The sequence below is a fragment of the Ensifer adhaerens genome, assembly GCF_013283195.1.
GTDB lineage: Bacteria > Pseudomonadota > Alphaproteobacteria > Rhizobiales > Rhizobiaceae > Ensifer > Ensifer adhaerens_G.
The window spans coordinates 3,012,238-3,037,152 of sequence record NZ_JABEKT010000001.1 but is presented as its reverse complement, the minus strand read 5'-3'; the positions used below and the strand labels follow the sequence as shown (position 1 = coordinate 3,037,152).

25 protein-coding genes are annotated in these 24,915 nt (G+C 62.8%); 15 read left to right on the top strand and 10 right to left on the bottom strand.

The annotated features are described in order from the left end of the window. The first annotated feature begins 21 nt into the window (after positions 1-21). From LPJGGPFB_RS14540 to LPJGGPFB_RS14505, 8 genes are all read left to right on the top strand, one after another. A complete protein-coding gene (locus LPJGGPFB_RS14540; protein WP_173420546.1) occupies positions 22-2,445 on the top strand; it encodes an arylsulfatase in 2,424 nt (807 codons plus the stop codon). 76 nt (positions 2,446-2,521) lie between these two features. Continuing rightward, positions 2,522-2,869, top strand: a complete 348-nt coding sequence (locus LPJGGPFB_RS14535; protein ID WP_173420545.1) for a hypothetical protein — start codon at positions 2,522-2,524, stop codon at positions 2,867-2,869. 492 nt (positions 2,870-3,361) lie between these two features. Continuing rightward, on the top strand, positions 3,362-3,895 hold the full coding sequence (locus LPJGGPFB_RS14530; RefSeq protein WP_173421052.1) for an SRPBCC family protein: 534 nt from the start codon (positions 3,362-3,364) through the stop codon (positions 3,893-3,895). Between the two features lie 215 nt (positions 3,896-4,110). Beyond that, on the top strand, positions 4,111-5,328 hold the full coding sequence (locus tag LPJGGPFB_RS14525) for an MFS transporter (RefSeq protein WP_173420544.1): 1,218 nt from the start codon (positions 4,111-4,113) through the stop codon (positions 5,326-5,328). A gap of 721 nt (positions 5,329-6,049) precedes the next feature. Beyond that, a complete protein-coding gene (locus LPJGGPFB_RS14520) occupies positions 6,050-7,828 on the top strand; it encodes an acetolactate synthase 3 large subunit (RefSeq protein WP_173420543.1) in 1,779 nt (592 codons plus the stop codon). Between the two features lie 22 nt (positions 7,829-7,850). Beyond that, complete coding sequence (gene ilvN, locus LPJGGPFB_RS14515) at positions 7,851-8,423, top strand: acetolactate synthase small subunit (protein ID WP_065786853.1); 573 nt, start codon at positions 7,851-7,853, stop codon at positions 8,421-8,423. Between the two features lie 419 nt (positions 8,424-8,842). Beyond that, on the top strand, positions 8,843-9,877 hold the full coding sequence (locus LPJGGPFB_RS14510; protein ID WP_234902817.1) for an NADP-dependent oxidoreductase: 1,035 nt from the start codon (positions 8,843-8,845) through the stop codon (positions 9,875-9,877). Positions 9,878-10,292: 415 nt separating this feature from the next. Continuing rightward, positions 10,293-10,787, top strand: coding sequence for a nucleoside deaminase (locus LPJGGPFB_RS14505; protein ID WP_173420542.1), 495 nt, complete (start codon positions 10,293-10,295; stop codon positions 10,785-10,787). A 156-nt stretch (positions 10,788-10,943) separates the two neighbouring features. On the opposite strand, the gene LPJGGPFB_RS14500 is transcribed toward LPJGGPFB_RS14505, so the two are convergent. Both LPJGGPFB_RS14500 and LPJGGPFB_RS14495 read right to left on the bottom strand, forming a co-directional pair. After that, positions 10,944-11,789 carry an aldo/keto reductase gene (locus LPJGGPFB_RS14500; RefSeq protein ID WP_173420541.1) on the bottom strand — a complete coding sequence of 282 codons (846 nt, stop codon included), beginning with the start codon at positions 11,787-11,789 and terminating at the stop codon, positions 10,944-10,946. A 126-nt stretch (positions 11,790-11,915) separates the two neighbouring features. Further along, positions 11,916-12,824 carry a LysR family transcriptional regulator gene (locus LPJGGPFB_RS14495; RefSeq protein WP_173420540.1) on the bottom strand — a complete coding sequence of 303 codons (909 nt, stop codon included), beginning with the start codon at positions 12,822-12,824 and terminating at the stop codon, positions 11,916-11,918. Positions 12,825-12,954: 130 nt separating this feature from the next. Here LPJGGPFB_RS14495 and LPJGGPFB_RS14490 point away from each other — a divergent pair, with 130 nt between their 5' ends. Beyond that, a complete protein-coding gene (locus LPJGGPFB_RS14490; RefSeq protein ID WP_173421050.1) occupies positions 12,955-13,857 on the top strand; it encodes an MBL fold metallo-hydrolase in 903 nt (300 codons plus the stop codon). A gap of 114 nt (positions 13,858-13,971) precedes the next feature. Here LPJGGPFB_RS14490 and LPJGGPFB_RS14485 read toward each other — a convergent pair whose 3' ends face one another. Next, the gene (locus LPJGGPFB_RS14485; RefSeq protein ID WP_173420539.1) at positions 13,972-14,370 is read right to left on the bottom strand and encodes a GFA family protein; all 399 of its coding nucleotides are present in this window, start codon (positions 14,368-14,370) and stop codon (positions 13,972-13,974) included. Positions 14,371-14,554: 184 nt separating this feature from the next. Here LPJGGPFB_RS14485 and LPJGGPFB_RS14480 point away from each other — a divergent pair, with 184 nt between their 5' ends. After that, on the top strand, positions 14,555-15,148 hold the full coding sequence (locus LPJGGPFB_RS14480) for a LysE family translocator (RefSeq protein WP_173420538.1): 594 nt from the start codon (positions 14,555-14,557) through the stop codon (positions 15,146-15,148). Here LPJGGPFB_RS14480 and LPJGGPFB_RS14475 read toward each other — a convergent pair. The 3 genes from LPJGGPFB_RS14475 to LPJGGPFB_RS14465 form a co-directional block, all read right to left on the bottom strand. Further along, a complete protein-coding gene (locus tag LPJGGPFB_RS14475; RefSeq protein WP_427858067.1) occupies positions 15,140-15,619 on the bottom strand; it encodes a DUF2269 family protein in 480 nt (159 codons plus the stop codon). The two genes, LPJGGPFB_RS14480 and LPJGGPFB_RS14475, sit on opposite strands and share 9 nt — an antisense overlap. Beyond that, positions 15,619-16,908, bottom strand: coding sequence for an SDR family oxidoreductase (locus LPJGGPFB_RS14470; RefSeq protein WP_173420537.1), 1,290 nt, complete (start codon positions 16,906-16,908; stop codon positions 15,619-15,621). The genes LPJGGPFB_RS14475 and LPJGGPFB_RS14470 overlap by 1 nt, the downstream gene beginning before the upstream one ends. A gap of 178 nt (positions 16,909-17,086) precedes the next feature. Next, a complete protein-coding gene (locus LPJGGPFB_RS14465) occupies positions 17,087-18,112 on the bottom strand; it encodes a hypothetical protein (RefSeq protein WP_173420536.1) in 1,026 nt (341 codons plus the stop codon). 347 nt (positions 18,113-18,459) lie between these two features. On the opposite strand from LPJGGPFB_RS14465, the gene nthA reads away from it, so the two are divergent. The 5 genes from nthA (at position 18,460) to LPJGGPFB_RS14440 (ending at position 21,625) form a co-directional block, all read left to right on the top strand. Continuing rightward, entirely contained in the window at positions 18,460-19,104 is a 645-nt protein-coding gene (gene nthA / locus LPJGGPFB_RS14460; RefSeq protein ID WP_173420535.1) for a nitrile hydratase subunit alpha, read from the top strand. Beyond that, the gene (gene nthB / locus LPJGGPFB_RS14455; protein ID WP_173420534.1) at positions 19,101-19,760 is read left to right on the top strand and encodes a nitrile hydratase subunit beta; all 660 of its coding nucleotides are present in this window, start codon (positions 19,101-19,103) and stop codon (positions 19,758-19,760) included. Before nthA ends, nthB begins: the two co-directional genes overlap by 4 nt. Further along, positions 19,753-20,118, top strand: a complete 366-nt coding sequence (locus tag LPJGGPFB_RS14450) for a nitrile hydratase accessory protein (RefSeq protein WP_173421048.1) — start codon at positions 19,753-19,755, stop codon at positions 20,116-20,118. The genes nthB and LPJGGPFB_RS14450 overlap by 8 nt, the downstream gene beginning before the upstream one ends. A 533-nt stretch (positions 20,119-20,651) precedes the next feature. Next, entirely contained in the window at positions 20,652-21,359 is a 708-nt protein-coding gene (locus LPJGGPFB_RS14445) for a DUF2092 domain-containing protein (RefSeq protein ID WP_234902816.1), read from the top strand. Next, a complete protein-coding gene (locus LPJGGPFB_RS14440; protein ID WP_173420533.1) occupies positions 21,356-21,625 on the top strand; it encodes a hypothetical protein in 270 nt (89 codons plus the stop codon). The genes LPJGGPFB_RS14445 and LPJGGPFB_RS14440 overlap by 4 nt, the downstream gene beginning before the upstream one ends. Before the next feature lie 100 nt (positions 21,626-21,725). On the opposite strand, the gene LPJGGPFB_RS14435 is transcribed toward LPJGGPFB_RS14440, so the two are convergent. The 4 genes from LPJGGPFB_RS14435 to LPJGGPFB_RS14420 form a co-directional block, all read right to left on the bottom strand. Further along, positions 21,726-22,544, bottom strand: a complete 819-nt coding sequence (locus LPJGGPFB_RS14435; RefSeq protein WP_173420532.1) for an anti-sigma factor family protein — start codon at positions 22,542-22,544, stop codon at positions 21,726-21,728. After that, positions 22,541-23,095: an RNA polymerase sigma factor gene (locus LPJGGPFB_RS14430; RefSeq protein ID WP_173420531.1), complete on the bottom strand. Its 555-nt coding sequence runs from the start codon at positions 23,093-23,095 to the stop codon at positions 22,541-22,543. The genes LPJGGPFB_RS14435 and LPJGGPFB_RS14430 overlap by 4 nt, the downstream gene beginning before the upstream one ends. Next, entirely contained in the window at positions 23,079-23,450 is a 372-nt protein-coding gene (locus LPJGGPFB_RS14425) for a COG4315 family predicted lipoprotein (protein ID WP_173420530.1), read from the bottom strand. The genes LPJGGPFB_RS14430 and LPJGGPFB_RS14425 overlap by 17 nt, the downstream gene beginning before the upstream one ends. 139 nt (positions 23,451-23,589) lie before the next feature. Further along, on the bottom strand, positions 23,590-24,678 hold the full coding sequence (locus tag LPJGGPFB_RS14420; protein ID WP_173420529.1) for an AbrB family transcriptional regulator: 1,089 nt from the start codon (positions 24,676-24,678) through the stop codon (positions 23,590-23,592). Positions 24,679-24,915 lie beyond the last annotated feature (237 nt).

Below are 24,915 nucleotides of genomic sequence, written 5' to 3'. Positions count from 1 at the left end.
CTGCCACGGGAGATTTACATCATGAAAATTCGTGACAGCGTGCTTTGGGGCGCAGGTTTTCTCGCCATCAGTTGCATCTCGGGATTGGCGCAGGAAGTCAAAGGCGTCCCGGGCTCTCCGCAAGCCACAATCACGATTGACGGCAAACAGCTTCCCCAACCTGATCCCAGCTTCGGCGGCGTGATCAATCAAAAGGCCACGGAATCGCAGCCCTGGTGGGCCCCGCGCATCGTCCCGCCGCAGGGTGCTCCCAACGTGCTGCTCATCATGACCGATGATGTGGGATTTGGTGCGCCCGGCACCTTTGGTGGTGTCGTCCCGACGCCTGCTCTTGATCGCATCGCCCAAGAAGGCCTGCGTTTCACGAACTTTCACTCCACGTCGCTGTGCTCACCGTCACGCGCGGCGCTGATTACCGGCCGCAACCATCACGTCGCCGGCTTTGGTGTCGTTGGCGAGATGGCGACAGGATACCCAGGCTATGACTCGATCATCCGCAAGGAGAACGGCACCATAGGCACCATTCTCAGGGACCATGGCTATGCCACCTCGTGGTTCGGCAAGAACCACAACACGCCCTTCTATCAGTCAAGCCAGGCGGGCCCGTTCGACCAATGGCCAAGCGGGATGGGTTTCGATTATTTCTACGGCTTCGTCGGCGGCGACGCGAGCCAGTGGCAACCGAACCTGTTCCGCAACACCACGGCCATCTACCCGTTTGAAGGCAAGCCCGATTGGAACCTGACCACGGCCATGGCCGACGATGCCATACAGTACATGAAGCAGCTGAAGGAGATTGCGCCAGACAAGCCATTCTTCGTCTACTACGTGCCCGGCGGCACCCACGCGCCGCACCATCCCACGCCGGAATGGATCAAGAAGATCGGCGATATGCATCTCTTCGACGAGGGGTGGAACAAGCTTCGCGAGACCATCTTTGCCAACCAGAAGCGGCTGGGCATCATGCCCGACAATGCCAAACTGACACCTTGGCCAAAGCAACTGCCGGAATGGGATACCCTCAGTCTCGAGCAGAAGAAGCTCTTCACCAAGCAAGCGGACGTCTATGGAGCGTACCTCGCCTATACCGACAACGAGATCGGCAGGGTTATCCAGGCTGTCGAGGATCTGGGCGAACGCGATGACACGCTGATCATCTACATCAGCGGCGACAATGGCGCGAGTGCCGAAGGCACGCTCAACGGCACGCCGAACGAGTTCACCACATTCAACGGCGTTCCGGTGCCGGTGAAGGATCAGTATCTCTGGTACGAATTCTGGGGCTCGGACCGCACATTCCCGCATTTTTCCGCTGGTTGGGCGTGGGCGATGGGCACGCCGTTCAAGTGGGTGAAGCAGGTCCCGTCGCACTTCGGCGGGACGGCTCAAGGCATGGCGATGTCGTGGCCGGGCCACATTGCCGACGCCGGGGGCATCCGCCGGCAGTTCCACCATTTCATCGACATCGTCCCGACGATCCTTCAGGCGACCGGTATCCAGGCGCCGGACACGATCAACGGTGTCCAGCAACGCCCCTTCGATGGCGTGAGCATGATGTACACATGGGACAAGGCCAATGCCGAGGCGCCATCCGCTCGCACGACCCAGTATTTCGAGATGCTCGGCAATCGCGCCATTTATCACGATGGCTGGGTGGCGGCGACGACGCCAGCGACCCTGCCGTGGGAACTGAGCTCCAAGACGCCTCCCGATGTGATCTCAGGATACAAATGGGAGCTCTACAACGTCGAGGACGACCCCACCCAGTTCGACGATCTTTCTGCCAAGATGCCGGACAAGCTCAAGGAAATGCAGGCGCTGTTCTATTCGGAGGCAGCAAAGCACGATGTGCTGCCGCTGGATAACTCCACGCTCGCCCGCTGGAACGCGCCTCGTCCGAGCCTGACGGCGGGAAGAGCGGAATTCACCTATTCGGGCGAACTCAGCGGCGTGCCACCCAGTGCCGCTCCGAGAATACTGGATAAGTCCTACACGATCACGGCCGAAGTCGAGATACCCGAAGGCGGTGCGGAAGGCATGATCGTTACCGAGGGTGGGCGGTTCGGCGGTTACGGGCTGTTCCTCAGCAAGGGAGAACTGGGGTTCGGCAGCGGAAAGGTCGTCTTCCTCTACAACCTGCTCGACCTCAAACGGACCACATGGGAAGGGCCGGCACTGGGTGTCGGCAAGCACACCATTGTCTTCGACTTCAAGGCGGACGGGCCGGCATTGGGGCAGGGTGGCACGGGTATCTTGACGGTGGATGGCAAGGAAGTGGCCAGGAATTCGATGGATCACACCACGCCAATTACGTTTCCTGAGGACGAATCGTTCGACGTCGGCCTGGATACGCGCTCCGGCGTCGCCATGATCGAGTATCGCTACGATCCACCTTTCAGGTTCACTGGCAAGATCGACAGGCTGACGTTCAGATTGAACGAATGACCGACGATGAAGCCTTGGGTCTTCGTGCCGCTCCAACGCCCATGATCGCAATGAAAGGCAGATGCCGGAGAGCGCGATGAAATCGGTTCTGATGTTTTCGGCCGTCGGCGAGGCGGCCACGGGGATTGCGCTGCTCATCGTTCCGTCTGTTGTGGCGGAGCTATTGTTCGGTGAGCCCGTCGTCGGCGCAGGGGCGGCGGCGGCTCGCGTCGCCGGGATCGCCCTGATCGCATTGGGGCTCGCCTGCTGGCAGCGTTCGCCTCTGGTCGGCATGCTCGCCTACAATGTGGCCGTGACGCTGTATCTTGCTTATCTCGCTGTCGCAGGTGGGCTGACCGGTGTCCTCCTGTGGCCGGCCGTCGCGCTGCATGCCATCTTTTCCATCCTTCTGTTGCGCGCCTGGCTCGCTGCTCCAGAGCGTTGAACACAGATCCCGGTTCATGACGCGAGCCCTCGGGGCAACAGCCTAATTGATGGCGTCTGTATCTAACCTGTTGGCAGTGTTGAGAAAACGGCAGCTGAAGAGGCGGCGATCGCCGGCCCGGCAGCTAAGCCGTTCGGGAACCATGCGCGCAGTTGCCAATGTAATTCAACCAATTGGTTGACTATTTGTTGGAGTGGGCGTACGTTCAACCAAATGGTTGAATTAAAGGTGCCCGAGATGCTGTTCGTCTTTCACCCCGACCACGAGCCGAATGCCCAGGAACGCTTCTGGATCGCCCGTCTCGACAGGCTCGAGACGGTGCTGCGCCAGCGCGTGCCTGCATCCGCAGAAGGCGATGGCCTTATCGGCCTTGGACAGGTCAACGCCCGTTCAACCAAACCTCACCCGACTGACGCCGGCCTGATCAATCCAGACCCGGTGGACCCAAGCCAGAAAAACCGAAGCACGACAAACCCAAGAAGGAGACGGCAGATGAATGATCTTGCGACCCTCGACGCCTATGGCGTGCTGAGCCAACCGGACACTTTGAAGTTGACGCGGCTCTTGCCGGGCCCGATCGAGCGGGTCTGGGCCTATCTGACCGACAGCGACCTGCGCAGGCAGTGGCTGGCGTCGGGTGAGATGGAGATGAAGGTCGGTGCGCCGGTCGAACTTGTCTGGCGCAACGACGAACTCACAAACCCGCCCGGCGAGCGCCCGGCCGGCTTTCCCGACGAGCACCGGATGGCAAGCCAGATCACTGAGCTCGATCCGCCGCGAAAACTCTCGATAAGCTGGACCGGCAGTGGCGACGTTTCCTTCGAGCTGGAGCCGGTGGGCAACAAGGTGCTCTTGACCGTAACCCATCGCAGCATTGCCGACCGCGCCACCATGCTGATGTTCGGTGCCGGCTGGCATATGCATCTCGACATCCTGGCGGCCCGTGCGACAGGGACCGAGCCGATGCCCTTCTGGGACGGCTGGAGCCGGCTGATGAAGGACTATGATCAGCGCCTCCCGGCCTGACCGGGCGCAGCCGGCCTGTGGCGCTGTGAGGGCGCCGCGTGCCGGCTGTCCTACCGAAATCCCTTCAGACAAAAAATGTGGCAATGTGTCGGATCTCCGGACCCGGCAACGTCCTTGTGCCGAGGGGTGGCGCGTGTTGCGCGGAGATGCCGCCCGGCGGCGCATGTCGGGCCACTCGAAGCACAGGCGCCAAGGTGAGGTACGAGGAGATGCACATGCGTGAATCCCGATATCGCTGGGTGATCGTCGCTGCGGGCGGCCTTTTGGGCTGTGTCGCCATCGGCGCAATGTTCTCTCTACCCGTGTTTCTTCGGCCGATCTCTCAGGACACCGGCTGGTCGGTCACCGGCGTCTCCAGCGCAATGACGCTTGGATTCGTTTCCATGGCGGTGGCAAGCATCGCCTGGGGCAGCCTGTCGGACCGGCTGGGAGCGCGGTCGATCGTGCTGATCGGATCGGTCATTCTTGCCGGAAGTCTGTTTCTGGCGAGCCGGGCGACATCGCTTATCGAGTTTCAGATCGTCTTCGGCCTCCTCGTCGGCGCGGCGACGGCTGCGATCTTCGCGCCGATGATGGCTTGCGTCACAGGCTGGTTCGATACCCATCGCAGCCTGGCGGTATCCCTGGTTTCTGCCGGGATGGGCATGGCGCCGATGACGATGTCGCCGCTGGCGGCATGGCTCGTCTCCATCTACGACTGGAGAACGGCGCTGCAGATCATAGCCGGCATCGTTGCCGTCGTGATGATACCGACGACGCTGCTGGTGCGCCGCCCGCCGGCTCAGGACGATCAGGACACCGATGCGACAATGGATAGCGGACCGCAATCGGCATTATCGGTCGGTCAGGCGGTGCGGTCTCCGCAGTTCATTGTGCTTCTGTTGACGAACTTCTTTTGCTGCGCCACCCATTCGGGTCCGATCTTCCACACGGTGAACTATGCAGTCACCTGCGGCATCCCGATGATAGCCGCCGTTTCGATCTACAGCGTAGAAGGGCTCGCGGGCATGGGCGGACGCGTCGTCTTCGGCCTGCTCGGGGATCGGTTCGGAGCCAAGCGCATCCTGGTATCGGGACTGCTGATCCAGGCATTCGGAGCGCTTGCCTATGTCTTTGTCAGCGCGCTGGGAGCGTTCTACGCGGTGGCGGCTCTGTTCGGATTCATCTATGCGGGTATCATGCCGCTTTATGCGGTGCTGGCGCGCGAGAATTTTCCGCAGCGGATGATGGGGACGGTGATTGGCGGTACGGCCATGGCAGGGAGCCTTGGGATGGCGACCGGACCCTTGGCCGGTGGTCTGATCTATGACGCTTTCGCCAGCTACGCCTGGCTCTATATCGGTGCCTGGGGCATCGGCATCGGCGCCTTCATGATCGCCTTGACCTTCAGCCCATTCCCCAAAGCCGTGCTGGTACCTGCGCCGGCGCAGTGACAGTGGCGCGACAGCCGGAGCGAGCGGCAGCGAACCATGGCCGAACGGGGCGAGGGTGCGAACGTCGCCAATCTTGTGCTGCCGCCTTCTCCGACCCGGATGCCGTCAGGCCCGTGGTCAGCGGGCAGCCATCTTGCGGGCTGCGCGGCCGTACCGCCCGCGGGTGACGCGATGGGAGATGGAGGCGACGATCAAGAGAGACGAACGGTGGGCCGGCCTGGGTACATTCGCCCTATTCGTGCGAGTTCATGTCGAAGACGACCCAGCGGAAGAACAGGTAGATTGCGGCCGCGCTGATGACCAGCGGCGAGAGTACGGAAAGATCAAGCATATCATTGCCTTGTTTTTTAGAACTGCATCATGCAGTGGAGCCATCTTTCCTCAGCCCCCTTAAATTTAAGTGGAACAATATGGTAAACGGAATTGATTGATGGCGGCGGCGCGCAGCGGCGTCACCAGTGCTGGCCGCGGCAGTGCCGGCCCGCTTCAGGACGATCGGATATCCTCCGGAAAAAGCGTTGACGCTTTAGCGCTTTGTGTTTATCAAATCGTCCCATGATAAATTTTGCGATTATTCTTGTGGTGGGACGGCGCATGGGCAGGATGGTGTAACCATCCGGCGGTAGCCACCCATGCGCTGAACGAGGCTCCTGACGGGGCCTTTTTTTATGCCTTCAAACAAGCTAAGCACCCAACTGGGAAAAGGGACGGAAGCAAGTCAATGAGCGGTACAGAAAACCAGATGACAGGCGCGGAGATCGTTCTCCAGGCACTGAAGGACAATGGCGTCGAGCATATCTTCGGCTATCCCGGTGGCGCCGTGCTTCCGATCTACGACGAAATCCACCAGCAGGAGGATATCCAGCACATCCTCGTTCGCCACGAGCAGGGCGCCGGCCACATGGCCGAAGGCTATGCCCGCTCCACCGGCAAGGTCGGCGTCATGCTGGTCACCTCGGGTCCGGGTGCTACCAATGCGGTCACGCCGCTGCAGGACGCGCTGATGGATTCCATCCCGCTGGTCTGCATTTCCGGCCAGGTCCCGACCTCGCTGATCGGTTCCGACGCCTTCCAGGAATGCGACACGATCGGCATCACTCGGCCGTGTACGAAGCACAACTGGCTGGTTCGCGACGTCAACGATCTCGCCCGCATCATCCATGAGGCCTTCCGCATCGCGCAATCCGGCCGTCCGGGTCCAGTCGTCGTCGACATCCCGAAGGACGTGCAGTTTGCGACCGGCACCTACACGTCGCCGTCGGCCGTCCCGGCCCAGAAGAGCTACCAGCCGAAGACGCAGGGCGACCTGAAGAAGATCGAGGAAGCCGTCGAACTGATGCGGACGGCCCGCCGTCCGATCATCTATTCCGGCGGTGGCGTCGTCAATTCCGGCCCGCAGGCCTCGACGCTCCTGCGCGAACTGGTCGAGCTGACAAACTTCCCGATCACCTCGACGCTGATGGGCCTCGGCGCCTATCCGGCTTCGGGCAAGAACTGGCTCGGCATGCTGGGCATGCACGGCACCTACGAAGCCAATATGGCGATGCATGACTGCGACGTCATGGTCTGCATCGGCGCGCGCTTCGACGACCGTATCACCGGCCGCCTCAACGCGTTTTCGCCCAACTCCAAGAAGATCCATATCGACATCGACCCGTCGTCGATCAACAAGAACGTGCGCGTCGACGTGCCGATCCTCGGCGATGTAGGCTCGGTTCTGGAAGACATGGTTCGCCTGTGGCGCGCGGCCAAGAAGGCCGACGACAAGACGCGGCTCGCCGAATGGTGGGAAGGTATCGTCAAGTGGCGGGCGCGCAACTCGCTGGCCTATGCCGCCAACGACGATGTCATCATGCCGCAATACGCCATCCAGCGCCTCTATGAGCTGAGCAAGGGCCGCGACACCTACATCACCACCGAGGTCGGCCAGCACCAGATGTGGGCCGCCCAGTTCTTCGGCTTCGAACAGCCGAACCGCTGGATGACCTCGGGCGGTCTCGGCACCATGGGCTACGGCTTCCCGGCCGCCATCGGCGTCCAGGTCGCGCATCCAAACAGCCTCGTCATCGATATCGCCGGCGATGCCTCGATCCAGATGTGCATCCAGGAAATGTCCTGCGCCGTCCAGTACGGCCTGCCGGTCAAGATCTTCATCCTCAACAACCAGTACATGGGCATGGTGCGCCAGTGGCAGCAGCTGCTGCACGGCAACCGCCTGTCGCACTCCTACACCGAGGCGATGCCTGATTTCGTCAAGCTGGCGGAAGCCTACGGCGGCGTCGGCATCCGCTGCGACAAGCCGGGCGAGCTCGACGCTGCGATCCGCAAGATGATCGATACGCCGGCACCCGTCATCTTCGATTGCCGCGTCGCCAACCTCGCCAACTGCTTCCCGATGATCCCATCGGGCAAGGCGCACAACGAGATGCTGCTGCCGGATGAGGCCACGGACGAAGCGGTCGCCAACGCGATCGACGCCAAGGGCCGCCAGCTGGTTTGAGATAGGGACAGGAAACAACAAAATGAGCGCACACCTTCAACCGACCGGTTCCGCCTATTTCATCGCCAAGGAAACCGAAGTCGCCGAAACGCACACGCTTTCGGTTCTCGTCGACAACGAGCCGGGCGTTCTTGCCCGGGTCATCGGCCTGTTCTCCGGCCGCGGCTACAACATCGAGAGCCTGACCGTTTCGGAAACGGAACACGAAGCGCATCTGTCGCGCATCACCATCGTCACCCGCGGAACGCCGCACGTGCTCGACCAGATCAAGAACCAGCTGGAAAGGCTGGTTCCAGTCCACCGCGTCGTCGATCTGACGGTGCGCGCCGGCACGCTCGGCCACGACCGCCCGGTCGAGCGCGAACTGGCGCTGGTCAAGGTGCATGGCTCGGGCGACCATCGCGTCGAGGCCCTGCGGCTGGCTGACGCCTTCCGCGCCTCGGTCATCGACGCCAACATCGATCACTTCGTGTTCGAGATCACCGGCAAGCCATCGAAGATCGAACAGTTCATCGCCATCATGAAGCCGCTCGGCCTCATCGAAGTCTGCCGCACCGGCATCGCCGCGATGAACCGCGGCCCGCAGGGCATGTGATTTTCGCGCGGTGAGGGTGGCTAGCCTCGCGCTGCGTGCGCGAGGTGCCGCTAGCGGGATCGTCGGCTTACGCTTTAGCGCCCGAGCTGCCCCTCACCCCAGCCCTCTCCCCGCAGGCGGGGAGAGGGGGCGATGGCTCTGAGCCAGCCTCATCTTCTCCCCTCTCGCGAAAAAATCTTCAAAATCTGTGACGCATGGTGCGTTGCGATCCACCGTCACGGCCCACGCGAACTCAGTCGCAAACGGTGCGTTTGCATCGCGGGCTAGCCACGCGTGTCCTTCTCCCCGCAGGCGGGGAGAAGGTGGCCGGCAGGCCGGATGAGGGGCAGGCGAAGCCCACGCACCGACCCGCTGTTGACTTCGCCGGCATTTCTCGCCGACTAATCGTGGACAGAAACCCCGGAGATATCAGGTGCCGGATGAGCTCGACGACGATGCAGGCGTTTGTTCTGACGCGATACGGTGGTCCCGAGGCTGCGCAGTTGCGCGCGGTGCCGCGTCCGCGACCTGCACGAGGCGAAGTGCTCGTCCGTGTGCATGCTGCCGGTCTCAATCCCGTCGACTACAAGACCCGTGAAGGCATGCTCAAGGTCGTCCAGCGCTATCCGTTGCCTGTTGTCATGGGCAACGAGATTGCGGGCGTCGTCGAGGAGTTGGGAGACGACGTCACGTCCTTCAAGCCGGGAGACCGCGTTTTTGCGCGCATGCCCAAGGGTGCCATGGGGGGCCTTGCCGAATATGTGGTGGTGCCGGCGCAGTTCCTGGCGAAGATGCCGGCGTCGATCGATTTCACCACGGCGGCCGGTGTGCCGCTCGCCGGCCTCACCGCGTTGCAGGCGCTGCGCGACGAGCTTCATGTCGGCCCAGGCAGCAGGATCTTCATACCCGGCGGCGCCGGGGGCGTCGGTACCTTCGCCATCCAACTGGCGAAATGGCTGGGGGCGGAGGTCACGACCACGGTATCGCCGCGTGGCCGTGCGCTTGTCGAAGGGCTCGGCGCGGACGTGGTGATCGACTATACGACTGAAAGCTTCGAGGAGCAGTTGCGCGGCATGGATGGCGTCTTCGATCTGCTTGGCGGCGAAACGCTTCTAAAGTCATTCAGCGTCGTCAAGCGCGGTGGAAAAGTCGTCTCAATCGCCGGCATGCCCGAACCGGAAACGGCCCGCAAGGATCTCGGTCGCGGCGTGTTCTTGCGAACGCTCTTCTGGCTTGCGTCCTACCGGATACGCGCAGTCGCGAGGAAATACGGCGTCTCCTACCGCTACCTTTTCATGCATCCTGATGGTGTCGAGCTTGCCGAGCTTGCCGGTCTCATCGAGTCAAAATCGATCACGCCGGTCATCGATCGCGTGTTTCCGCTCAAGGACGTTGCCGAAGCCTTTGCCTATCTGGAGTCCGGCCGTGCCAAGGGCAAGGTGGTGGTGGAGATCGCAAGCGGCTCGGTTTCATAAGCGCCTGCCGTATCGGCACCGTTTCGAGGGCCGCGAGCTGCAGGGCATGTGCTTTTCAGCCAGCGGACAGGGCGGCCCTTGCCTGGTTTATCGGAGCCAGGCAGGCGAGTTTGCCCTCACGCCGGCCCTCTCGTCGCAGGCGGGCTGAGGGGGCAGCCTCGAGTTTGTGCCATTCGGCTGCAACTGCGCCGGTCTCCCGATCCTTGTCCGACAGGCTTGCATCTTCGCTCGGTCTTGCTGCGCCCGTCAAAAGGGATCAACATCCGCTTTTGATGCCTGTTCATCGGGGGAAATCGGACAGCCAGCGCCGGGAAGCCGGTAACCTTCCACTTGCCCGAGAACACAAATTGCCCGCTCCGTTGCCGGCAAACATCGATGGTGAATGAACTCTCGACAATTTTCAGGAGCGCACAAAATGCCAAGCACCAAGCGGCCTTACGATGAGTCCCTTTTGCGCAAGGCCTTCGATGTGGCGCGGCGTTCGCGCGAAGGCGGGGATCACCCGTTCGGTTCCATTCTCGCCGACAGTGATGGCAATGTCCTGCTGGAGCAGGGCAATGGCTACACTTCGGAAGGGGGCGACCGTACGGCGCACGCCGAGCGACTTTTAGCCACGCGCGCCGGCAAAGCCTATGATCTGTCGTTTCTTGCCGAATGCACGATGTACACATCCGCCGAGCCATGCGCCATGTGCTCGGGCGCGATCTATTGGGCAGGCATCGGGCGCGTCGTGTTTGGCCAGTCCGAGAAGGAGATGAAGCAACAGATTGGCGAGAGCGAGGAAAATCCGACGCTGGATCTCCCCTGCCACATCGTGTTTGCCGCGGGCCAGCGCCCGACGGAAGTTGTAGGCCCGATGCTTGCGGGCGAGGCGGCGCAACTGCACGAAGAATACTGGTCTGGCCGTTAGAGTTCCGTGCGTTCAGACGATCAAGCTGTCGTCCGACACCAGGCCACGCGCCCGCTTGAGGCGCATCGAGCGGGTCACGGCGATGTTCCTGCCTGTCGATGGCGAAGGCGGGCGGCTATCGACGGAAGCGGCCCGCACAGTGAGACCAAAAAGCCGCTAGATCATCTCCAGCGACCTTTTGCGCTTCGGCGGCGGGAAGGCGGCGTCGAGGGCGGCGAGGTTTTCGCCCGTCAGGTGAATGTCCATGGCGTCGCGGTTTTCGCCGGCGCGTGCCGGTGAGGCAGTCTTGGGGATAGAGATCACGCCGGGCTGTGTCTTGAGGAAGGCGAGTGCGATCTGTGCCGGCGTTGCCTGATGCGCCTTGGCGATGTGGACGAGATCGGCGTTGCGCAACAGCCGGCCCTCGTCGAGCGGCGAATAGGCCATGACGGCGACACCGCGGCTCTGGCACCAGGGCAGGAGATCGTATTCGATGCCGCGGCGGGACAGGTTGTAGAGCACCTGGTTGGCGGCAACGTGTCTGCCATCCGGGACTGCAAGCAACTCCTCCATGTCGTCAACATCGAAATTGGACACACCCCAGGCACCGATCTTGCCGGCCCGCTTCAGGGCTTCGAAGGCGGCAACCGTCTCGGCGAGCGGATAGCCGCCGCGCCAGTGCAAGAGGTAGAGATCGATATGGTCGATGCCGAGATGTTTCAGGCTGCGCTCGCAGGCAGCCTCGGTTCCATCACGGCTGGCGTTCGACGGCAGCACCTTGCTGACGATGAAGGCCTCGTCGCGCCGGCCCTTGACCGCTTGGCCAACGATCGCCTCGGAGGCGCCGTTGCCGTACATTTCGGCTGTGTCGATCAACGTCATGCCGAGGTCGAGGCCGGCCTGCAGGCTTCTCACTTCGTCTGCGGCACGCGAGCGCTCGTCGCCCATGCGCCAGGTGCCCTGGCCGAGAACCGGGACGCTGCGGCCGTTGATGAGCGTGGTGGTCGGGATCGGATCGTGCATGCGGTTTCCTCTTGGTCGGATGTCGCGTCGCGTTCGGCTTCGGGCAGGGACACGGCGTTTCTCGCGTGGCAATCTAGCGCAATCGGCTGGTCTTTCGAGATGTCATTCGAAGGCAGCGGATCGGGCTCACGCAGCCGAGCGGCCGCGCTCCTTTTCCAGCTTCTGCAGGATATCGACGAAGGCGCGCACGCGGGCGGGGCGGTAATGCGACGGCGGGTAGACGACGTGGATGCCGCCTGATGGCAGCGTCCAATCGGTGAGAATACGGACAAGGCGGCCCTCGGCAAGCTCGCTGCGCACCTGATAATCTGGCAGCACGGCAAGGCCGATACCGGCAAGGGCGCAGCAATAGGCGGCATCCGTGCTGTCAACGGCAACGACGCCGCTGCCGACGACCGACGCCTGTTCGCCGCCGGCATGGGAGAACGTCCAGTTCAGCGGCGCCTTCAGCGCGCCGTTGGCGATCCAGCTTGCCTGAGACAGCGCCTGCGGGTGCTCGACCGTGCCGAGGCGGACGGCGTAGGCGGGCGATGCCACCAGATATTGCTCGAAGGTGCCGATGCGCCGTGCCCGCTCGCTGGAATCCACCAGCCAGCCGGCGCGGATGGCGATATCCAGCCGCTTCTCGATCATGTCGAAGACGATGTCGTTGAAGGACAGGTTCACCTGCATGGCCGGGTAACGCGCGACGTAGAGGGCGACTGCGTCGACGACGACGCGCATACCATAGTCGAGCGGTGCGGTCAGCGTCAGCGTGCCGCTTGGAATTTCCGCTTCCTCCGAGACTGCGCCGACCGCCTCATCGGCGTCGCGCAGGATCAGCACGCAGCGCTCGTAAAACCGCAGGCCGCTGTCCGTCGGCCGCAGCCGCCGCGTCGTGCGGATCAGAAGGGTGGTGCCGAGCTCCTTTTCCAGCTGCGCCACCTGATGACTGACAGCGGCCTTTGCAAGCCCGAGTTTTTCCGCCGCCGCGGTAAACGACCCGGTCTCGACGACGGCAACAAAATGGGAAAGGCGGTTCAGATTGACGGTCATGCGACTTTTCTTGTGATTGTCTGAAATGATCAGACAATCTGTTCAAGCTGCCGGGCTTTTTCAAGAGGGTTTCGCCCGGCATTGTCGCGCCATCGACAATTGGCCTGGTGAAGGAGACCTCATGCACATCCTGATGACGCGGCGCGCCGCATTGAAGACGGCCGTTGCCGCTGGCGCAGTTGCCCTGTTGCAGCCGGCCGGCAGCCTTGTGGCCCATGCTGCATCAAAGCTCGAATGGACGTACTTCCAGGCGAACGAAGTCGGCTTCAGCCGTACGCCAGTGCTTCTGACCGGCGAGAAGGAGGCAATCCTTATCGACGGCGGCTTCACGCTATCGGACGGCAAGGCTGTTGCAGACGCCATCAAGGCGACGGGCAAGAGGCTGACGACAATCTATGTCAGCTGCAGCGACCCGGACTTCTATTTCAGCCTGCGCCCTGTCGTCGAGGCGTTCCCGGATACCAAGGTCTTGGCGGCGCCGGCGACCGTTGCGGCGATCAATGCCAATGTCCAGACCAAGCTCGATACCTGGAGCCCGCAGCTCGGCGACAACGGGCCGAAGGTGCTTGCCGATGTCACCATCCCCGAGGCGTCTGATCTTTCGTCGCTGTCGCTCGAAGGCAATCGGATCGACATCGTCACCATCGATGGCTTGAAAGATCGCCGCTACCTGCATGTGCCTTCGCTCAACGCCATCTTCGGCGGCGTGCTCGTCTATTCCGGTTCGCATGTCTGGGTCGCCGATGAGCCTACGGCGGAAGGCCGGGAGAAATGGATCGAGGCGCTCGAGGCGACGGCGGCACGCAAGCCCGATATCGTCGTGCCGGCGCACAAGGGCGCGGGCGGGCCTGATGGCATCGAGGCGATCCTGTTTACCCGTGACTACCTTATCGCTTTCAACGCGGCGGAAGCCAAGGCCAAGGACAGCGCCGAACTGATCGCTGCCATGACCAAGCTCTATCCGGATTTTACCGACGTCTCTTCGCTCGAGCTTGGCGCCAAGGTCGCCAAGGGCGAGATGAAGTGGGGCTGAACCCATCCGACACCATGGCGACCCGTGCGTCTTTTGAGGCGTGCGGGTCGCTGCGGCACCTTGCGTTTCCGCATGTTTTCATCGTGGGGTCGGGCGGATAAGTCCCTGTTCGATCTAAGTCTGGTCCTCGAAGCGGCTGGTCTCGTCACGATCGCGCTCGTATCGCCTCATGAGCGGAAACGGCGGTAGCCAGGATTCGCGACGGATTGTCCAGAGTTCATAGGTCGGCGTCAGCTGGTCCGGTGCATCCAGGGATCCGAGGTTCACTTCGATTTCGTCCGCAGAGCGCGAGAAAACGGGCGAGCCGCAGCGGGGACAGAAAAACCGGCCGGCGTAATCGCGTGTTTCGCCATCGATCGCTACGGCATGCTCCGGAAAAATTGCGGAGGCGTGAAACAGGGCGCCATGATGCTTGCGGCAGTCGAGGCAGTGGCAAAGCCCCACCCGATAAGGACGACCCGACGCCACGATCCGCACCTTGCCGCACCGGCAACCGCCCGTGAACCGGTCCATGCTGCACCTCCTCCAAAATCAAGCGGGCGGAATGTTTATAGCCAACGGCGCTGCCATTGCAATTTCCGGCCCAGGCAGGCTTGCATCGCACAAGTTGTCCCTCGATCTTGTCACCGTGACAAATATCCGGCTTCGCGTCGGAATTAGGTCAACTATGTTGACCTAATTCAACTGGAGAAAGACCATGCAGGCCGATACGCTTCTGGCGCTGTTTCTGTTCGCATTCACGACGTCGATCACGCCGGGTCCGAACAACATGATGCTGTTTGCCTCGGGCGTGAACTTCGGCTTCGTGCGCACCATCCCGCATATGCTGGGCATCGGCGCCGGGTTCTTCTCGCTGCTGATCGCCGTCGGCCTGGGGCTCGGCGCGCTCCTGCATTCGGTGCCATTGCTTTACACCGTCCTGAAATTTGCCGGCGGCGCCTACCTCGTGTGGATCGCCTGGAAGATCGGCACCTCGCGCTCCCTTGGCGAAGGCAAGGCCGGTGCCGCGCCGATGAGCTTCCTTTCTGCCGCCGCATTCCAATGGGTCAACCCCAAGGCCTGGGTCATGGCCGTCTCGGCCATGGCGACCTATACGGGCGGCGCGAACTACCTCATGAGCGTGCTTGTCGTCGGCCTCGTCTTTGCACTGGTCAACGTGCCGAGCGTCTCCACCTGGGCCGGCTTCGGCTCAGCGCTCAGGCAATGGCTGTCGGAACCAGCACGGCTGAAATGGTTCAACATCACCATGGCGGTGCTGCTCGTCGTCAGCCTGTGGCCGATGCTAAAATAGTTGGAACTGCGGCTTTGCCAGCATCAGCCAGAAGATGCCGATGACGGCAAAGAAAGCCGGGAAGCCGCAGGCAAACCAGATGGCATAGAGGCGATCGAAGGCCGCCGGCAGCGGGGTATTTTCTGCCACGGCCAGCCGCGCCAGATTGCGTAGCCGGATCTGGATCCAGACCACGGGAAGCCAGAACAGGCCGGTGATGACATAGAGGATCAGCGACAGCGCGATCCAGCCTTCGCTGAGCGACCAGCCGACCCCTGTCGCCAGCAGATAGCCGGTGATCGGCTGAAACACCACGGCGGTGGCGGTGAAGACCGTATCAGCAACGACCACCGTGCCTGCAACATGGGCGATCAGCCGCGCATCGCGGGTCCGGCGTGCCATCACCATGAAAAAAGCAATGCCTGCACCGGTGCCGAAGAGCACGGTGGCGCCGATGACATGGGCAAGGCGCAGGAGATCGTCCGACAGCATCAGCGTTCATCCAGGATGGCGAGAGTGGCGAGCGAAAGCAGGATCGACGGCAGCACCTTGACCAGCGGCCCGAGCGGATCGGCCCAGAGCTGAGGTTCCACGAGGGTTGCAGAGACGAGATAGGCTGCGGTCAGTGCAAGCATGCCGACGAGAGCCCGTTTGGCGTAGGGGCGGACGAGCACTGCGATGCCGAGCACGATATCGGCAAGGCAGGTCAGGAGCGTCAACGATGTCGCCGGTCCTTCGCCCATGAACCGCAGGAAGTGCTGCCGGGCGGCATCGAGGTCGAGAAGCGGGATCAAGCCTGACAGCAGCCAGAACGCCGAAAGCCCTGTGATCATCAGCGGCTTCAGGAGATAGAGCCGGGCAAACCAGAGATCCTGCACCCCTGCCGGGTTGGCCGAAAGCGTCTGCCTGGCCGAGAGCAACGGGATCGCCGCACGGTTGCCTTGATCCGGTGCCGCACCGACGCCGCCGGCCATGACGGCAAGCGCCGTCGAGCGCAGCGGCGAGCGCCAGCCGAGGCGTCCGGCGATGTCGGCAACGAAGCCGGCCGGCGCGGCAAAGGCAGCCGGCAGCGCCACGATGCGGGCGGCGGGCAGACCGAGCCAGCCACTATGGAGCGCCACAAGTTCGCCAAGCGTCAGTCGCTCGCTGTTGCCGAGCACGAGGTCGCTTCGATCGGGCAGGAGATCGGCGACCGCGGCGCTGACGGCTTCCGTGACATCGCTCAAGGCAACCGTCTCGACGCGGGCATCCGAATGGACGAGCGGGATCGCCAGGGGCAGGGCGGCAAACGCCCTGATGAGCGCCGAGCCGCCATGGGCGTTGCGGCCGAGCACGAGTGCCGGGCGCAGGATGACATGCGATATGCTGCTTGCGGCAAGTGCGTCATCGGCGCGAAACTTGGTGGCGAGAAAGGCTCGCTCCGCGCCGGCACCGCCGCGAGGGGCTGAAATCTGCACGATGCGCATCGACGGCTTGTTTTTGGCGGCGACATAGAGCGCCAGCATTGCCGCTTCCTGAGTTGCGGCTACATCGTCTGAAAGCCCGTCCTGAAGCGCGCCGGCGCAATTGACCACCACGTCGTGGCCTGCGACGAGGGGCTGCCAATCCTCAGGCGTGCGCATGGTCGCAAGATCGGTCGAAAGCCACTGTGCATCGGGCATCCTCAGACGGGCGCGGCCGACATTGCGGCCAAGGCCGGTCACCGCATGTCGGTCGCTTTTCAGTCGATCGAGGATGGCCGAGCCGATGAAGCCGGTGGCGCCGAGAATCAGAATTTTCATGGCATCAGATTAGAGGGCCGCGGGTTACAATTGACAATCGAAGGTAGCCGGAACATTCGAAATGTGCAGCGTAGCTTCACGCGTTGAATGGGTTCCGTCTTGCTGAAGGACGCAAGGGAAGGCGTTCGCCGCGCCGAGCTGGCGCCATTCCATGGCCCATGCGGACATGGCTAGGTCTTCAGTCGCCGAAAACGTCGAGCCAGGGCGATATGATAAGGAGCAGAATCGCGACCGCAGCGGCCCCGCTAATGGCAAGCCGGTATGCCCATTTTGGCGACAATCGCGGTCCATCGAGGGGCTTGCGTCTCAACAAAGGCCGGATGAGCCTCTCCCGCACCGAAGCAGGGGTTACGATGTCTCCGTCGGACTGCCCGATGGTTTCGTCGATGGCCGCTCGAATGAGCTTGCGCTCCGGCTCGCTCAGATCTAGCCGGGTGAGCTTGTCGTCAAGCAGGATCGGCAACGACACGCCTTCGGCGACAACGGCAAGGGCGGGGTAGTCGTGACCGGCAAAGGCGGTTGCCGGCAACGTTCCGTTGTCGCCGGTCGGCCGGAGGTACAGCGGGTGCTCGCCCGGTTTCATCCGGGTATAGGCTGTCTTGATCGCACCGCGCGCCAAGGGAAGGCTCGTCGTGTAGCGCAGCACCTGGCTGCCGCTGAGATCGACGATGACCGGTTTCAGCAGATACTGCCGGCCGGCCACGCGGCGAGCAAGGAAAATGGGCATAGCATTGAGCAACATGACGAGACTGAACAGCGCAAGGCCGGCGCCGAGGATAAGTCGCTGCGCAGTCGACCGCATGATGCTGCGATAATCATGGGTGAGGCTGATATGCTCGGGGTTGTCGCCGGCGATGGTAATGTTGCCCTGCCGGCAAGTGCCGGGTGGGCCGACCGAACGGGTGCTCAAGACATGCTCTTCGGGCCTGCCATCGTGCTGAAAGCGAACCTGCGTTTTGCAGAGCGGCGGCTCGCCGCTGCCACGCACGCAATCGACCGTGCAAATCTCCGCGCCGCTGACGAGAACGGGATTCTGGCTGATGGCGTAATCGCGCCTGATCTCGTCGATCGGCAGCCGCAGCAGCCCGACTGCGAACGGCAACGGGAAAAGTGCCAGTAGCAAGAAAAAGAAGCCAAGGGAAAACGACGGCGCAACGATCCTGATCGCACGGGATGGGAAAGCACTTTCGATTGGTGTCGTCATCCGCTGTCCGTTCCCTCATGCCTCGTCCCGAATCCGCCGCCACTGGAGGGTCGTCGCGTCGAATCACCGGGCGTGCGAAGACCTTAACGCAACCTTGGACTTGTGACGGCCGCGGATTGCAATCATCTCGTCGTCGCTTGCTTGATGATGACTTGCGGTCGAGGTCGTCGGGTTGGCTTGGGTGGCAGGACCATGTCGAACCGGACTTGTTACGGTGACAATTCTGGCCCACGGCCGCTGGTAAAATCGATTTCGAAATCGGCGTTTATTCGCTACGACTGTTGCCTCAGGGAGGCAGCGGCGCCATCGGCGTGGCCGCGGGGCGCCGTGCTGCGAGGAGCCAGGCAATGTCCGAACACCATCATGGCCACGATCACCATGATCACGACCATCACCACGACAACCATTTCACCGACATGGAAGCGCGGGTAAAGGCGCTGGAAACGGTGCTGACGGAGAAGGGGCTGATCGACCCGGCGGCGATCGATGCCATCGTCGAGACCTACGAGACCAAGATCGGCCCGCGCAATGGCGCCCGTGTCGTCGCCAAGGCCTGGAGCGATGCCGAATTTGCCGACTGGCTGAAGCGTGACGCAACGGCGGCAATCGCCAGCCTCGGCTATACCGGCCGGCAGGGCGAGCACATGCGTGCCGTGTTCAACACTGCAGACACCCACAATCTTGTCGTCTGCACGCTCTGCTCCTGTTACCCCTGGTCGGTTCTCGGCCTGCCGCCGGTCTGGTACAAGGCGCCGCCCTATCGCTCGCGTGCGGTCATCGACCCGCGCGGGGTGCTGGCGGAATTCGGGCTGACGCTGTCAGACGAAACCCGCATCCGCGTCTGGGATTCGACGGCGGAGCTGCGCTATCTCGTGGTGCCGGTGCGGCCTGCAGGGACCGACGGCCTTGACGAGGAGCAGCTTGCGGACCTCGTGACCCGTGACGCGATGATCGGCACCGGGCTTGCCCTTTCCCCGGAGGTGCTGCGATGAACGGCCCGCACGATCTCGGCGGTCAGCATGGCATGGGGCCTGTCGCGCCCGAGCCGAACGAACCCTATTTTCACGCCGAATGGGAAAAGCGGGCGCTTGGCGTGACGCTTTCCTGCGGCGCATTCGGCGCCTGGACGATCGACGAGAGCCGGCATGCGCGCGAAAATCTGGCCCCGGAGACCTATCTCTCGGCAAGCTATTACGAGATCTGGACGCGGGCGCTGGAAACGCTTTTGAAGCGCCACGGCTTCGTCACCCAGGCCGAGCTCGACGGCGGCCACATGCTCGAAAAAGGTGCGGCACCCAAGCGCGTGCTGAAGGCCGAGATGGTGCCGGGCGTGCTTGCCAAGGGCGGCCCCTGCGACCGCCCGGTCGATCAGCGCCCGGGCTTCGTCGTCGGCGAACGGGTGCGCACGAAGAATTTCAATCCGACGACCCATACGCGGCTGCCGCGCTATGCGCGTGCCAAGGTCGGCACGATCGAGGCGGTGCAGGGCTCCTTCGTCTTTCCTGACGACAATGCACATGGCCGCGGCGAGAGCGCGCAGTGGCTCTATACCGTGGTGTTCGACGGGGGTGAGATCTGGGGCGAGGGCGCCGACCCGACGCTGACGGTCTCGATCGATGCCTGGGAGAGCTATCTTGAACATGTGTAAGGTGGCGTCGCCACTGGTTGCTTCCGCAGAGCTGCCGAAATCGCCGGAGGGCGATCCTGTTTTCGCCGAGCCATGGCAGGCCTCTGCCTTCGCCATGACAGTGCGGCTGCACGAAAAGGGCGTGTTCTCCTGGCCGGAATGGGCCGAGGCGCTTTCGGCCGAACTCTACAAGCCCGGCCGCAAGGCGGATGCCAGCGACTATTTCGATTGTTGGGTGGCGGCGCTATCGCGGCTTGTCACCGAGCTTTCGATCGTATCCGGTGGCGAGTTGGAGCATCTGACGCAGCGCTGGCAGCGCGCGGCCGAAGCGACGCCGCACGGGCATCCGATCCTCATTGAGAACGATCCGCTGCGGTAGCGGCCGGGGTGCGCCCATGCTGGCACGCAGCGTCCGACCCAAGCAGGCAGTCACGGACTATGCAAATCCAGTCAGCGCGGCCAGGCGTGGGCTGATCGGCGGGCTCATTCCTTGTGCCGGGCCGTTTTGGGAGCCGGATGGGTTGCTGAGAGCTCGACGCCGATAGCGCAAGGGCAGTGCATTCATAGATGACCGCAACGCCAAGGGCGACTGCGCAGCCCTGGGTATGCGCCCGATAACCCGTGCCGATGGAAAAAAGAAACCAATGCAATCCGGCGCTTGAACGATGGCGCGGAAAAGATGTTGGCGAACGCGATTTTGTCAACGATGATCACTCGCGGGGATGAGGTTGCAGACTGTTCACATCCCATCGAATTGCGCGATCAGACGCCGGCCGTCCTGACATCGCTCCCGACCGGCAAGCTGCTCAAGACCATCCATGCAAAGTCCCAGCGATTGAGTCCATTCAGGCCGTTTCAATGGTGGAGGAAACCATGAGAGCCGAAAGTCGACTAGCAACAGGAATACTCGTCTTGGCACTGTTCGTGCCTGCTGCGCATGCGGAGGATAATGCCCGCGCCATTCTGAAATCCATGTCGGATTACCTGGCGAAACAGCAGGCCTTTACCGCAACCTTCAACTCCGACATCGAGGTTGTGACGCCCGAAATGCAGAAGGTTCAGTTCGCAAGTTCGGGTGAGGTGTCCGTCAGCCGCCCGGACAAGGTTTATGCTGCCCGCACAGGCGGTTTCGCCGATGTCGAGATGTTTTTCGACGGCAAGCAGATGACCGTTCACGCGAAGAACGCCAAAGTGTTCATGCAGGCCGACATGCCCGGTACGCTCGACGAGCTTGTTTCGAAGCTTGAAGCAGATGGCCAGGCGTTGCCTGGAGCCGACCTGCTTCTGTCCAACGTCTACGATGCGCTCAATGCCGGCATCATCGATGCCAAGCATATAGGCACCGGTGTGGTTGGCGGAATCGAGTGCGAGCACCTCGCCTTCCGTAACGCCGATACGGATTGGCAGTTGTGGGTGCGCACCGGGCCGGAACCAATCCCTTGCAAGTATGTCATCACCTCCAAGGCTGTGGGGCAGGCGCCGCAGTACACGCTCGTCATCAATTCCTGGAGTGGAGAGGCGAAGAATGACTTCAAGTTCGCACCGCCGGCCGACAGCAAACGGGTGGATGCGAAGGCGATGCCCCATATAGATGAAGTTCCCGAAGGAGGCAGCCAATGACCCGCTATGCAAGACTAGCCGCCCTGGCAATCGGTATTGCCGCGATGCTCCTGGGCGATATTCCGACGGATGGAACCGGCTCCTTCATCTCCGAAGCCCAGGCCATTGTCGGACGCCCGCTGACGCCGGTCAGCTACGCCGGAGTGGCGCGCCGCACGACACGCCGGACAATTGCAGCGGGAGCTGCGGTGGGCGCGACGGTCTACGCGCCCGGCTGCGTGCAGGTTGTCGATGCCTACGGGCGGATCTATACCCGGTGCCGCTGAAGGCTCAAGCCATTGACCGAACACGGCGTGCAGCGAACCTTAGTTCCGGGCGCTGCCGCCAAATGTGCGATCCTCCCGGACGCCGGCGAACGAACTGCGTTCAGGACGCAGCCGGCTTCTCGAACTGGCGGTAGCATTCGTCGGCGACTTTCTGCAGAAGCGCGCGCGGCACTTCGCCGGTGACGGCGTAGCCGATCGGGCCGTCGATCCAGTAGAAGGTCTCGACGCCACCGCTGCTGTCGATGCGGAAGCTCGTCTCGCGGTTGTCGGGATTGCGGCCGAGCAGAACCGTCAGCCGCTGGCCGCTTGCATCCTCATACATGAACAGCGCGCCCGCCTTGCCATTGACCGGCAGCAGCCGGCCGCCGACGAGTGAAAAGCCGAGGCTCGACAGATCGGGGATGTTGAGCGGATGATCGAGGCGCTTGCCGAGCCAGTTGGCAAGGTGGGTCTGCTGGTCCGGCCCGACCTCAACGGCGTGGCGCACTTCGCTCGCATAGATGAGAAATGCCGATTGCGCCTGGCGCGGCAGGCTTTCCGCTACCTGGGCAACTTGCTCTGACCGCTGGGGCGTAAGGATATGCGGAGCATAGAGCCCGGTGAGGGCGCCGGCGGCAAAAAGCAGGAGACCGGCGGCAATACGGCTGCCAAGGCGTTCGGTCCAGCGATCGCCCGAAGTGGCAACCTCGCTGACATTTGTGGCTGACAGCAACGCGCGGTCGCGCTCGTCGCTGCGGGCATAGGGGGAGAACATGGCACGAAGCTCGGTTGCCTGGGCCTGCCATTGGCGAACGTCTTCGGCGCGCGCCGGATTGCGCTCGAGCCATTGCTCGACCCGCGCCCGGTCCGCCTCGCTCAGGAAGCCGTCGACATAGGCGTTGAGGTCGTCTTCGGAGACGGTGTTCAATTCGTCCGTCATTTCGGTCTCCGCATGCTGATCACGTTGTCGTCCTTCATCGCTTCGGCAAGCTGGTGGCGCGCGCGCGACAGCCGCGACATCACCGTGCCGATCGGTATGGCCAGCATGTCGGCCACATCCTGGTATCGGTATCCCTCGATCACCACGAGCATCAGCACCGAGCGGTTTTCCGCCGAAAGCCCGTTGAGCGCGCGCTCCAGCCGCGAGCGCTCTAGCGGATCGCTCTCATAGGTTTCGGCCTGCAGTCCGAGGTCGTCGTCGAGTTCGACCTGCGGGTGGAGCGCCGTGTGGCGGTGCCGGTTGCGGCTGAGATTGGTCATGATGGTGAAGGCCCAGGCGCGCAGGTTGACCCCGCGCCACTGGGCGCGGCGCGCCAGAACCTTCTCTACACAATCCTGCAGCAGGTCTTCACCATCCGGATCCGAACGCACGAGGCTGCGCGAATAGCGCCGAAGCGCCGGCATCAGCGCCAGCACGTCCTCCTCGAACCGGTCGGGCGCGGCGGCATTCGCCTCCGCACCCTCGCTCATGCGGTCACGGCTTGACGACATCCCAGACGCCCTTTACGCCATCGCCGGTCGCGTCACCCATCTTCTTGTCCTTGATCCAGAAGTACAGCGGCATGCCGTCCTTCGCCCATTGCTTGGCTCCGTCCTTGCGCTCGACGATCGTAAAGGCTCCCTCGGCCTTGGCATCGCCTTCGACCATGAACGGCGGCCAGTTGGTGGCGCAGGAATCGTAGCAGCTGGACTCGCCCTTCTTGTCGTTCTTGAACGTATAAAGCGTCATGCCGTTGGCGGCGGCGAGCACATTGCCCTTCGCCGTTTCGACTGTCTTGACCGGCGGTGCCGCAAAGGCGACGCCGGCGACAAGAGAAATAGCAATCGCTAGGGGTAACGGTCTCATGGGAGCTTTCCTTCCTCAAGTTGTTTCTGATGGAGTGCGCGGGGTGCGTTTCCGAACATGAGACACGAGGAGGGTGGCGATTATTCCCGGATGTGTTGCATCGTCGTGATTTTCTTGAAGGCGACGATGCTGGCCGCGCTCAGGCGCGATCCGCGACGAAGCGGGCGAGCGCCGGGCCGATCATGGTGATGATCATCAGGCGGGCGGACTGCAGCGCCATGACGAAGGAGAGGTCGACATTGCTGGAGGCCGCGATCACCGCGATGGAATCGAGGCCACCCGGGCTGGTGGCGAGATAGGCCGTCAGCGGATCGATGCCGGCCACCTTGATCAAGATGAGGGCGAGCAGACCGGAAAACGAGATCAGCACGACGATCGAGATCACCGTCGGCACCAGGGCGCGGCGGGCATGGGCAAGGATCGAGCGGGTGAAACCGAGGCCGATGTTCCAGCCGAGCAGACCATAACAGAGCGCCAGCAGCCATTGCGGCAGCTCGGTGGTCATGACGCCGCTGACATTGAGCACCGCGCCGACGAGAAACGGCATCAGGAATGCGCCGGCCGGCACGCGCAGCATCCGGCCGGCAAAGGCGGCGCCAAGCCCGACGGCAAGCGTTGTCAGGAAGGGAAGCACAGAGACCGGCTCGAACCAGACGATCGTGGTTTCGGCCTCGGTGCCGGTGACCCAGAGATGGGCGACCATGGTCGCGGTGCTGGCCACGAAGATGACGCGCAGATACTGCATGAAGGCGACGAGGCGCGCATCGGCGCCGTAGGCGTCCGCCATCATCAGCATGGTGGAGGCAGCGCCCGCCGACGAGCCCCAGATCGCGGTCGTGCCCGGCAGGATGCGCATGCGGGTGATCACCCAGCCGCACAGCGTGCTGACGGCGATGACGGAAAGAATGACGCTGAGGAACAGCGGCCAGTTGCCGGAAAAAGTGCCGAGCATGCCCGGCGTCATCGCGCCGGCGATCATCATTGCCAGAATGAACTGCACGCAGAAATACACCTGCTTGGGCAAGCGGATGGTGCTGCCGTTCATGCCGAAGAGGACGGCCGCGAACATCGGCCCCATCAGCAAGCCGGCGGGGATGCCGATCAGTTCGAGGGCCACGGTAAAGACCAGGGAGACCAGCGTGAGAAGCAACCACTGCAGCGCCGGTGCGAGCCGGCCGATGCCGACGGGTGCCGAAGGGGTGGGCATGGCGGGCTGGTCGGGCTTCAAGGGCATTCTCCGGCATTGCTTCAGGAGCTTTGCGCGTTCGCGCGTGCCTGATCAGTTTGGCGCGGACAGCCCCGTCGATGGGGCGATATGCCGCGCAACCGCTCGTTAGCAGCATTGCGCGCGGGCATTCAAGCGGCAGGCAGCCCACAGGGCAAGAAATGGCCACAGCCGAGACGGCGGGAGATCGAGATCTCAGGTCGAACAGTACCGGGGCGTTGCCATTGCGTTGGGCAGTCG

Excerpts from the sequence above, each read along its gene's own strand:
- LPJGGPFB_RS14540 (WP_173420546.1), top strand. The coding sequence starts at position 22 with ATGAAAATTCGTGACAGCGTGCTTTGGGGCGCAGGTTTTCTCGCCATC.
- LPJGGPFB_RS14535 (WP_173420545.1), top strand. The coding sequence starts at position 2,522 with ATGAAATCGGTTCTGATGTTTTCGGCCGTCGGCGAGGCGGCCACGGGG.
- LPJGGPFB_RS14530 (WP_173421052.1), top strand. The coding sequence starts at position 3,362 with ATGAATGATCTTGCGACCCTCGACGCCTATGGCGTGCTGAGCCAACCG.
- LPJGGPFB_RS14525 (WP_173420544.1), top strand. The coding sequence starts at position 4,111 with ATGCGTGAATCCCGATATCGCTGGGTGATCGTCGCTGCGGGCGGCCTT.
- LPJGGPFB_RS14520 (WP_173420543.1), top strand. The coding sequence starts at position 6,050 with ATGAGCGGTACAGAAAACCAGATGACAGGCGCGGAGATCGTTCTCCAG.
- ilvN (WP_065786853.1), top strand. The coding sequence starts at position 7,851 with ATGAGCGCACACCTTCAACCGACCGGTTCCGCCTATTTCATCGCCAAG.
- LPJGGPFB_RS14510 (WP_234902817.1), top strand. The coding sequence starts at position 8,843 with ATGAGCTCGACGACGATGCAGGCGTTTGTTCTGACGCGATACGGTGGT.
- LPJGGPFB_RS14505 (WP_173420542.1), top strand. The coding sequence starts at position 10,293 with ATGCCAAGCACCAAGCGGCCTTACGATGAGTCCCTTTTGCGCAAGGCC.
- LPJGGPFB_RS14500 (WP_173420541.1), bottom strand. The coding sequence starts at position 11,789 with ATGCACGATCCGATCCCGACCACCACGCTCATCAACGGCCGCAGCGTC.
- LPJGGPFB_RS14495 (WP_173420540.1), bottom strand. The coding sequence starts at position 12,824 with ATGACCGTCAATCTGAACCGCCTTTCCCATTTTGTTGCCGTCGTCGAG.
- LPJGGPFB_RS14485 (WP_173420539.1), bottom strand. The coding sequence starts at position 14,370 with ATGGACCGGTTCACGGGCGGTTGCCGGTGCGGCAAGGTGCGGATCGTG.
- LPJGGPFB_RS14480 (WP_173420538.1), top strand. The coding sequence starts at position 14,555 with ATGCAGGCCGATACGCTTCTGGCGCTGTTTCTGTTCGCATTCACGACG.
- LPJGGPFB_RS14475 (WP_427858067.1), bottom strand. The coding sequence starts at position 15,619 with ATGCTGTCGGACGATCTCCTGCGCCTTGCCCATGTCATCGGCGCCACC.
- LPJGGPFB_RS14470 (WP_173420537.1), bottom strand. The coding sequence starts at position 16,908 with ATGAAAATTCTGATTCTCGGCGCCACCGGCTTCATCGGCTCGGCCATC.
- LPJGGPFB_RS14465 (WP_173420536.1), bottom strand. The coding sequence starts at position 18,112 with ATGACGACACCAATCGAAAGTGCTTTCCCATCCCGTGCGATCAGGATC.
- nthA (WP_173420535.1), top strand. The coding sequence starts at position 18,460 with ATGTCCGAACACCATCATGGCCACGATCACCATGATCACGACCATCAC.
- nthB (WP_173420534.1), top strand. The coding sequence starts at position 19,101 with ATGAACGGCCCGCACGATCTCGGCGGTCAGCATGGCATGGGGCCTGTC.
- LPJGGPFB_RS14450 (WP_173421048.1), top strand. The coding sequence starts at position 19,753 with ATGTGTAAGGTGGCGTCGCCACTGGTTGCTTCCGCAGAGCTGCCGAAA.
- LPJGGPFB_RS14440 (WP_173420533.1), top strand. The coding sequence starts at position 21,356 with ATGACCCGCTATGCAAGACTAGCCGCCCTGGCAATCGGTATTGCCGCG.
- LPJGGPFB_RS14435 (WP_173420532.1), bottom strand. The coding sequence starts at position 22,544 with ATGACGGACGAATTGAACACCGTCTCCGAAGACGACCTCAACGCCTAT.
- LPJGGPFB_RS14430 (WP_173420531.1), bottom strand. The coding sequence starts at position 23,095 with ATGTCGTCAAGCCGTGACCGCATGAGCGAGGGTGCGGAGGCGAATGCC.
- LPJGGPFB_RS14425 (WP_173420530.1), bottom strand. The coding sequence starts at position 23,450 with ATGAGACCGTTACCCCTAGCGATTGCTATTTCTCTTGTCGCCGGCGTC.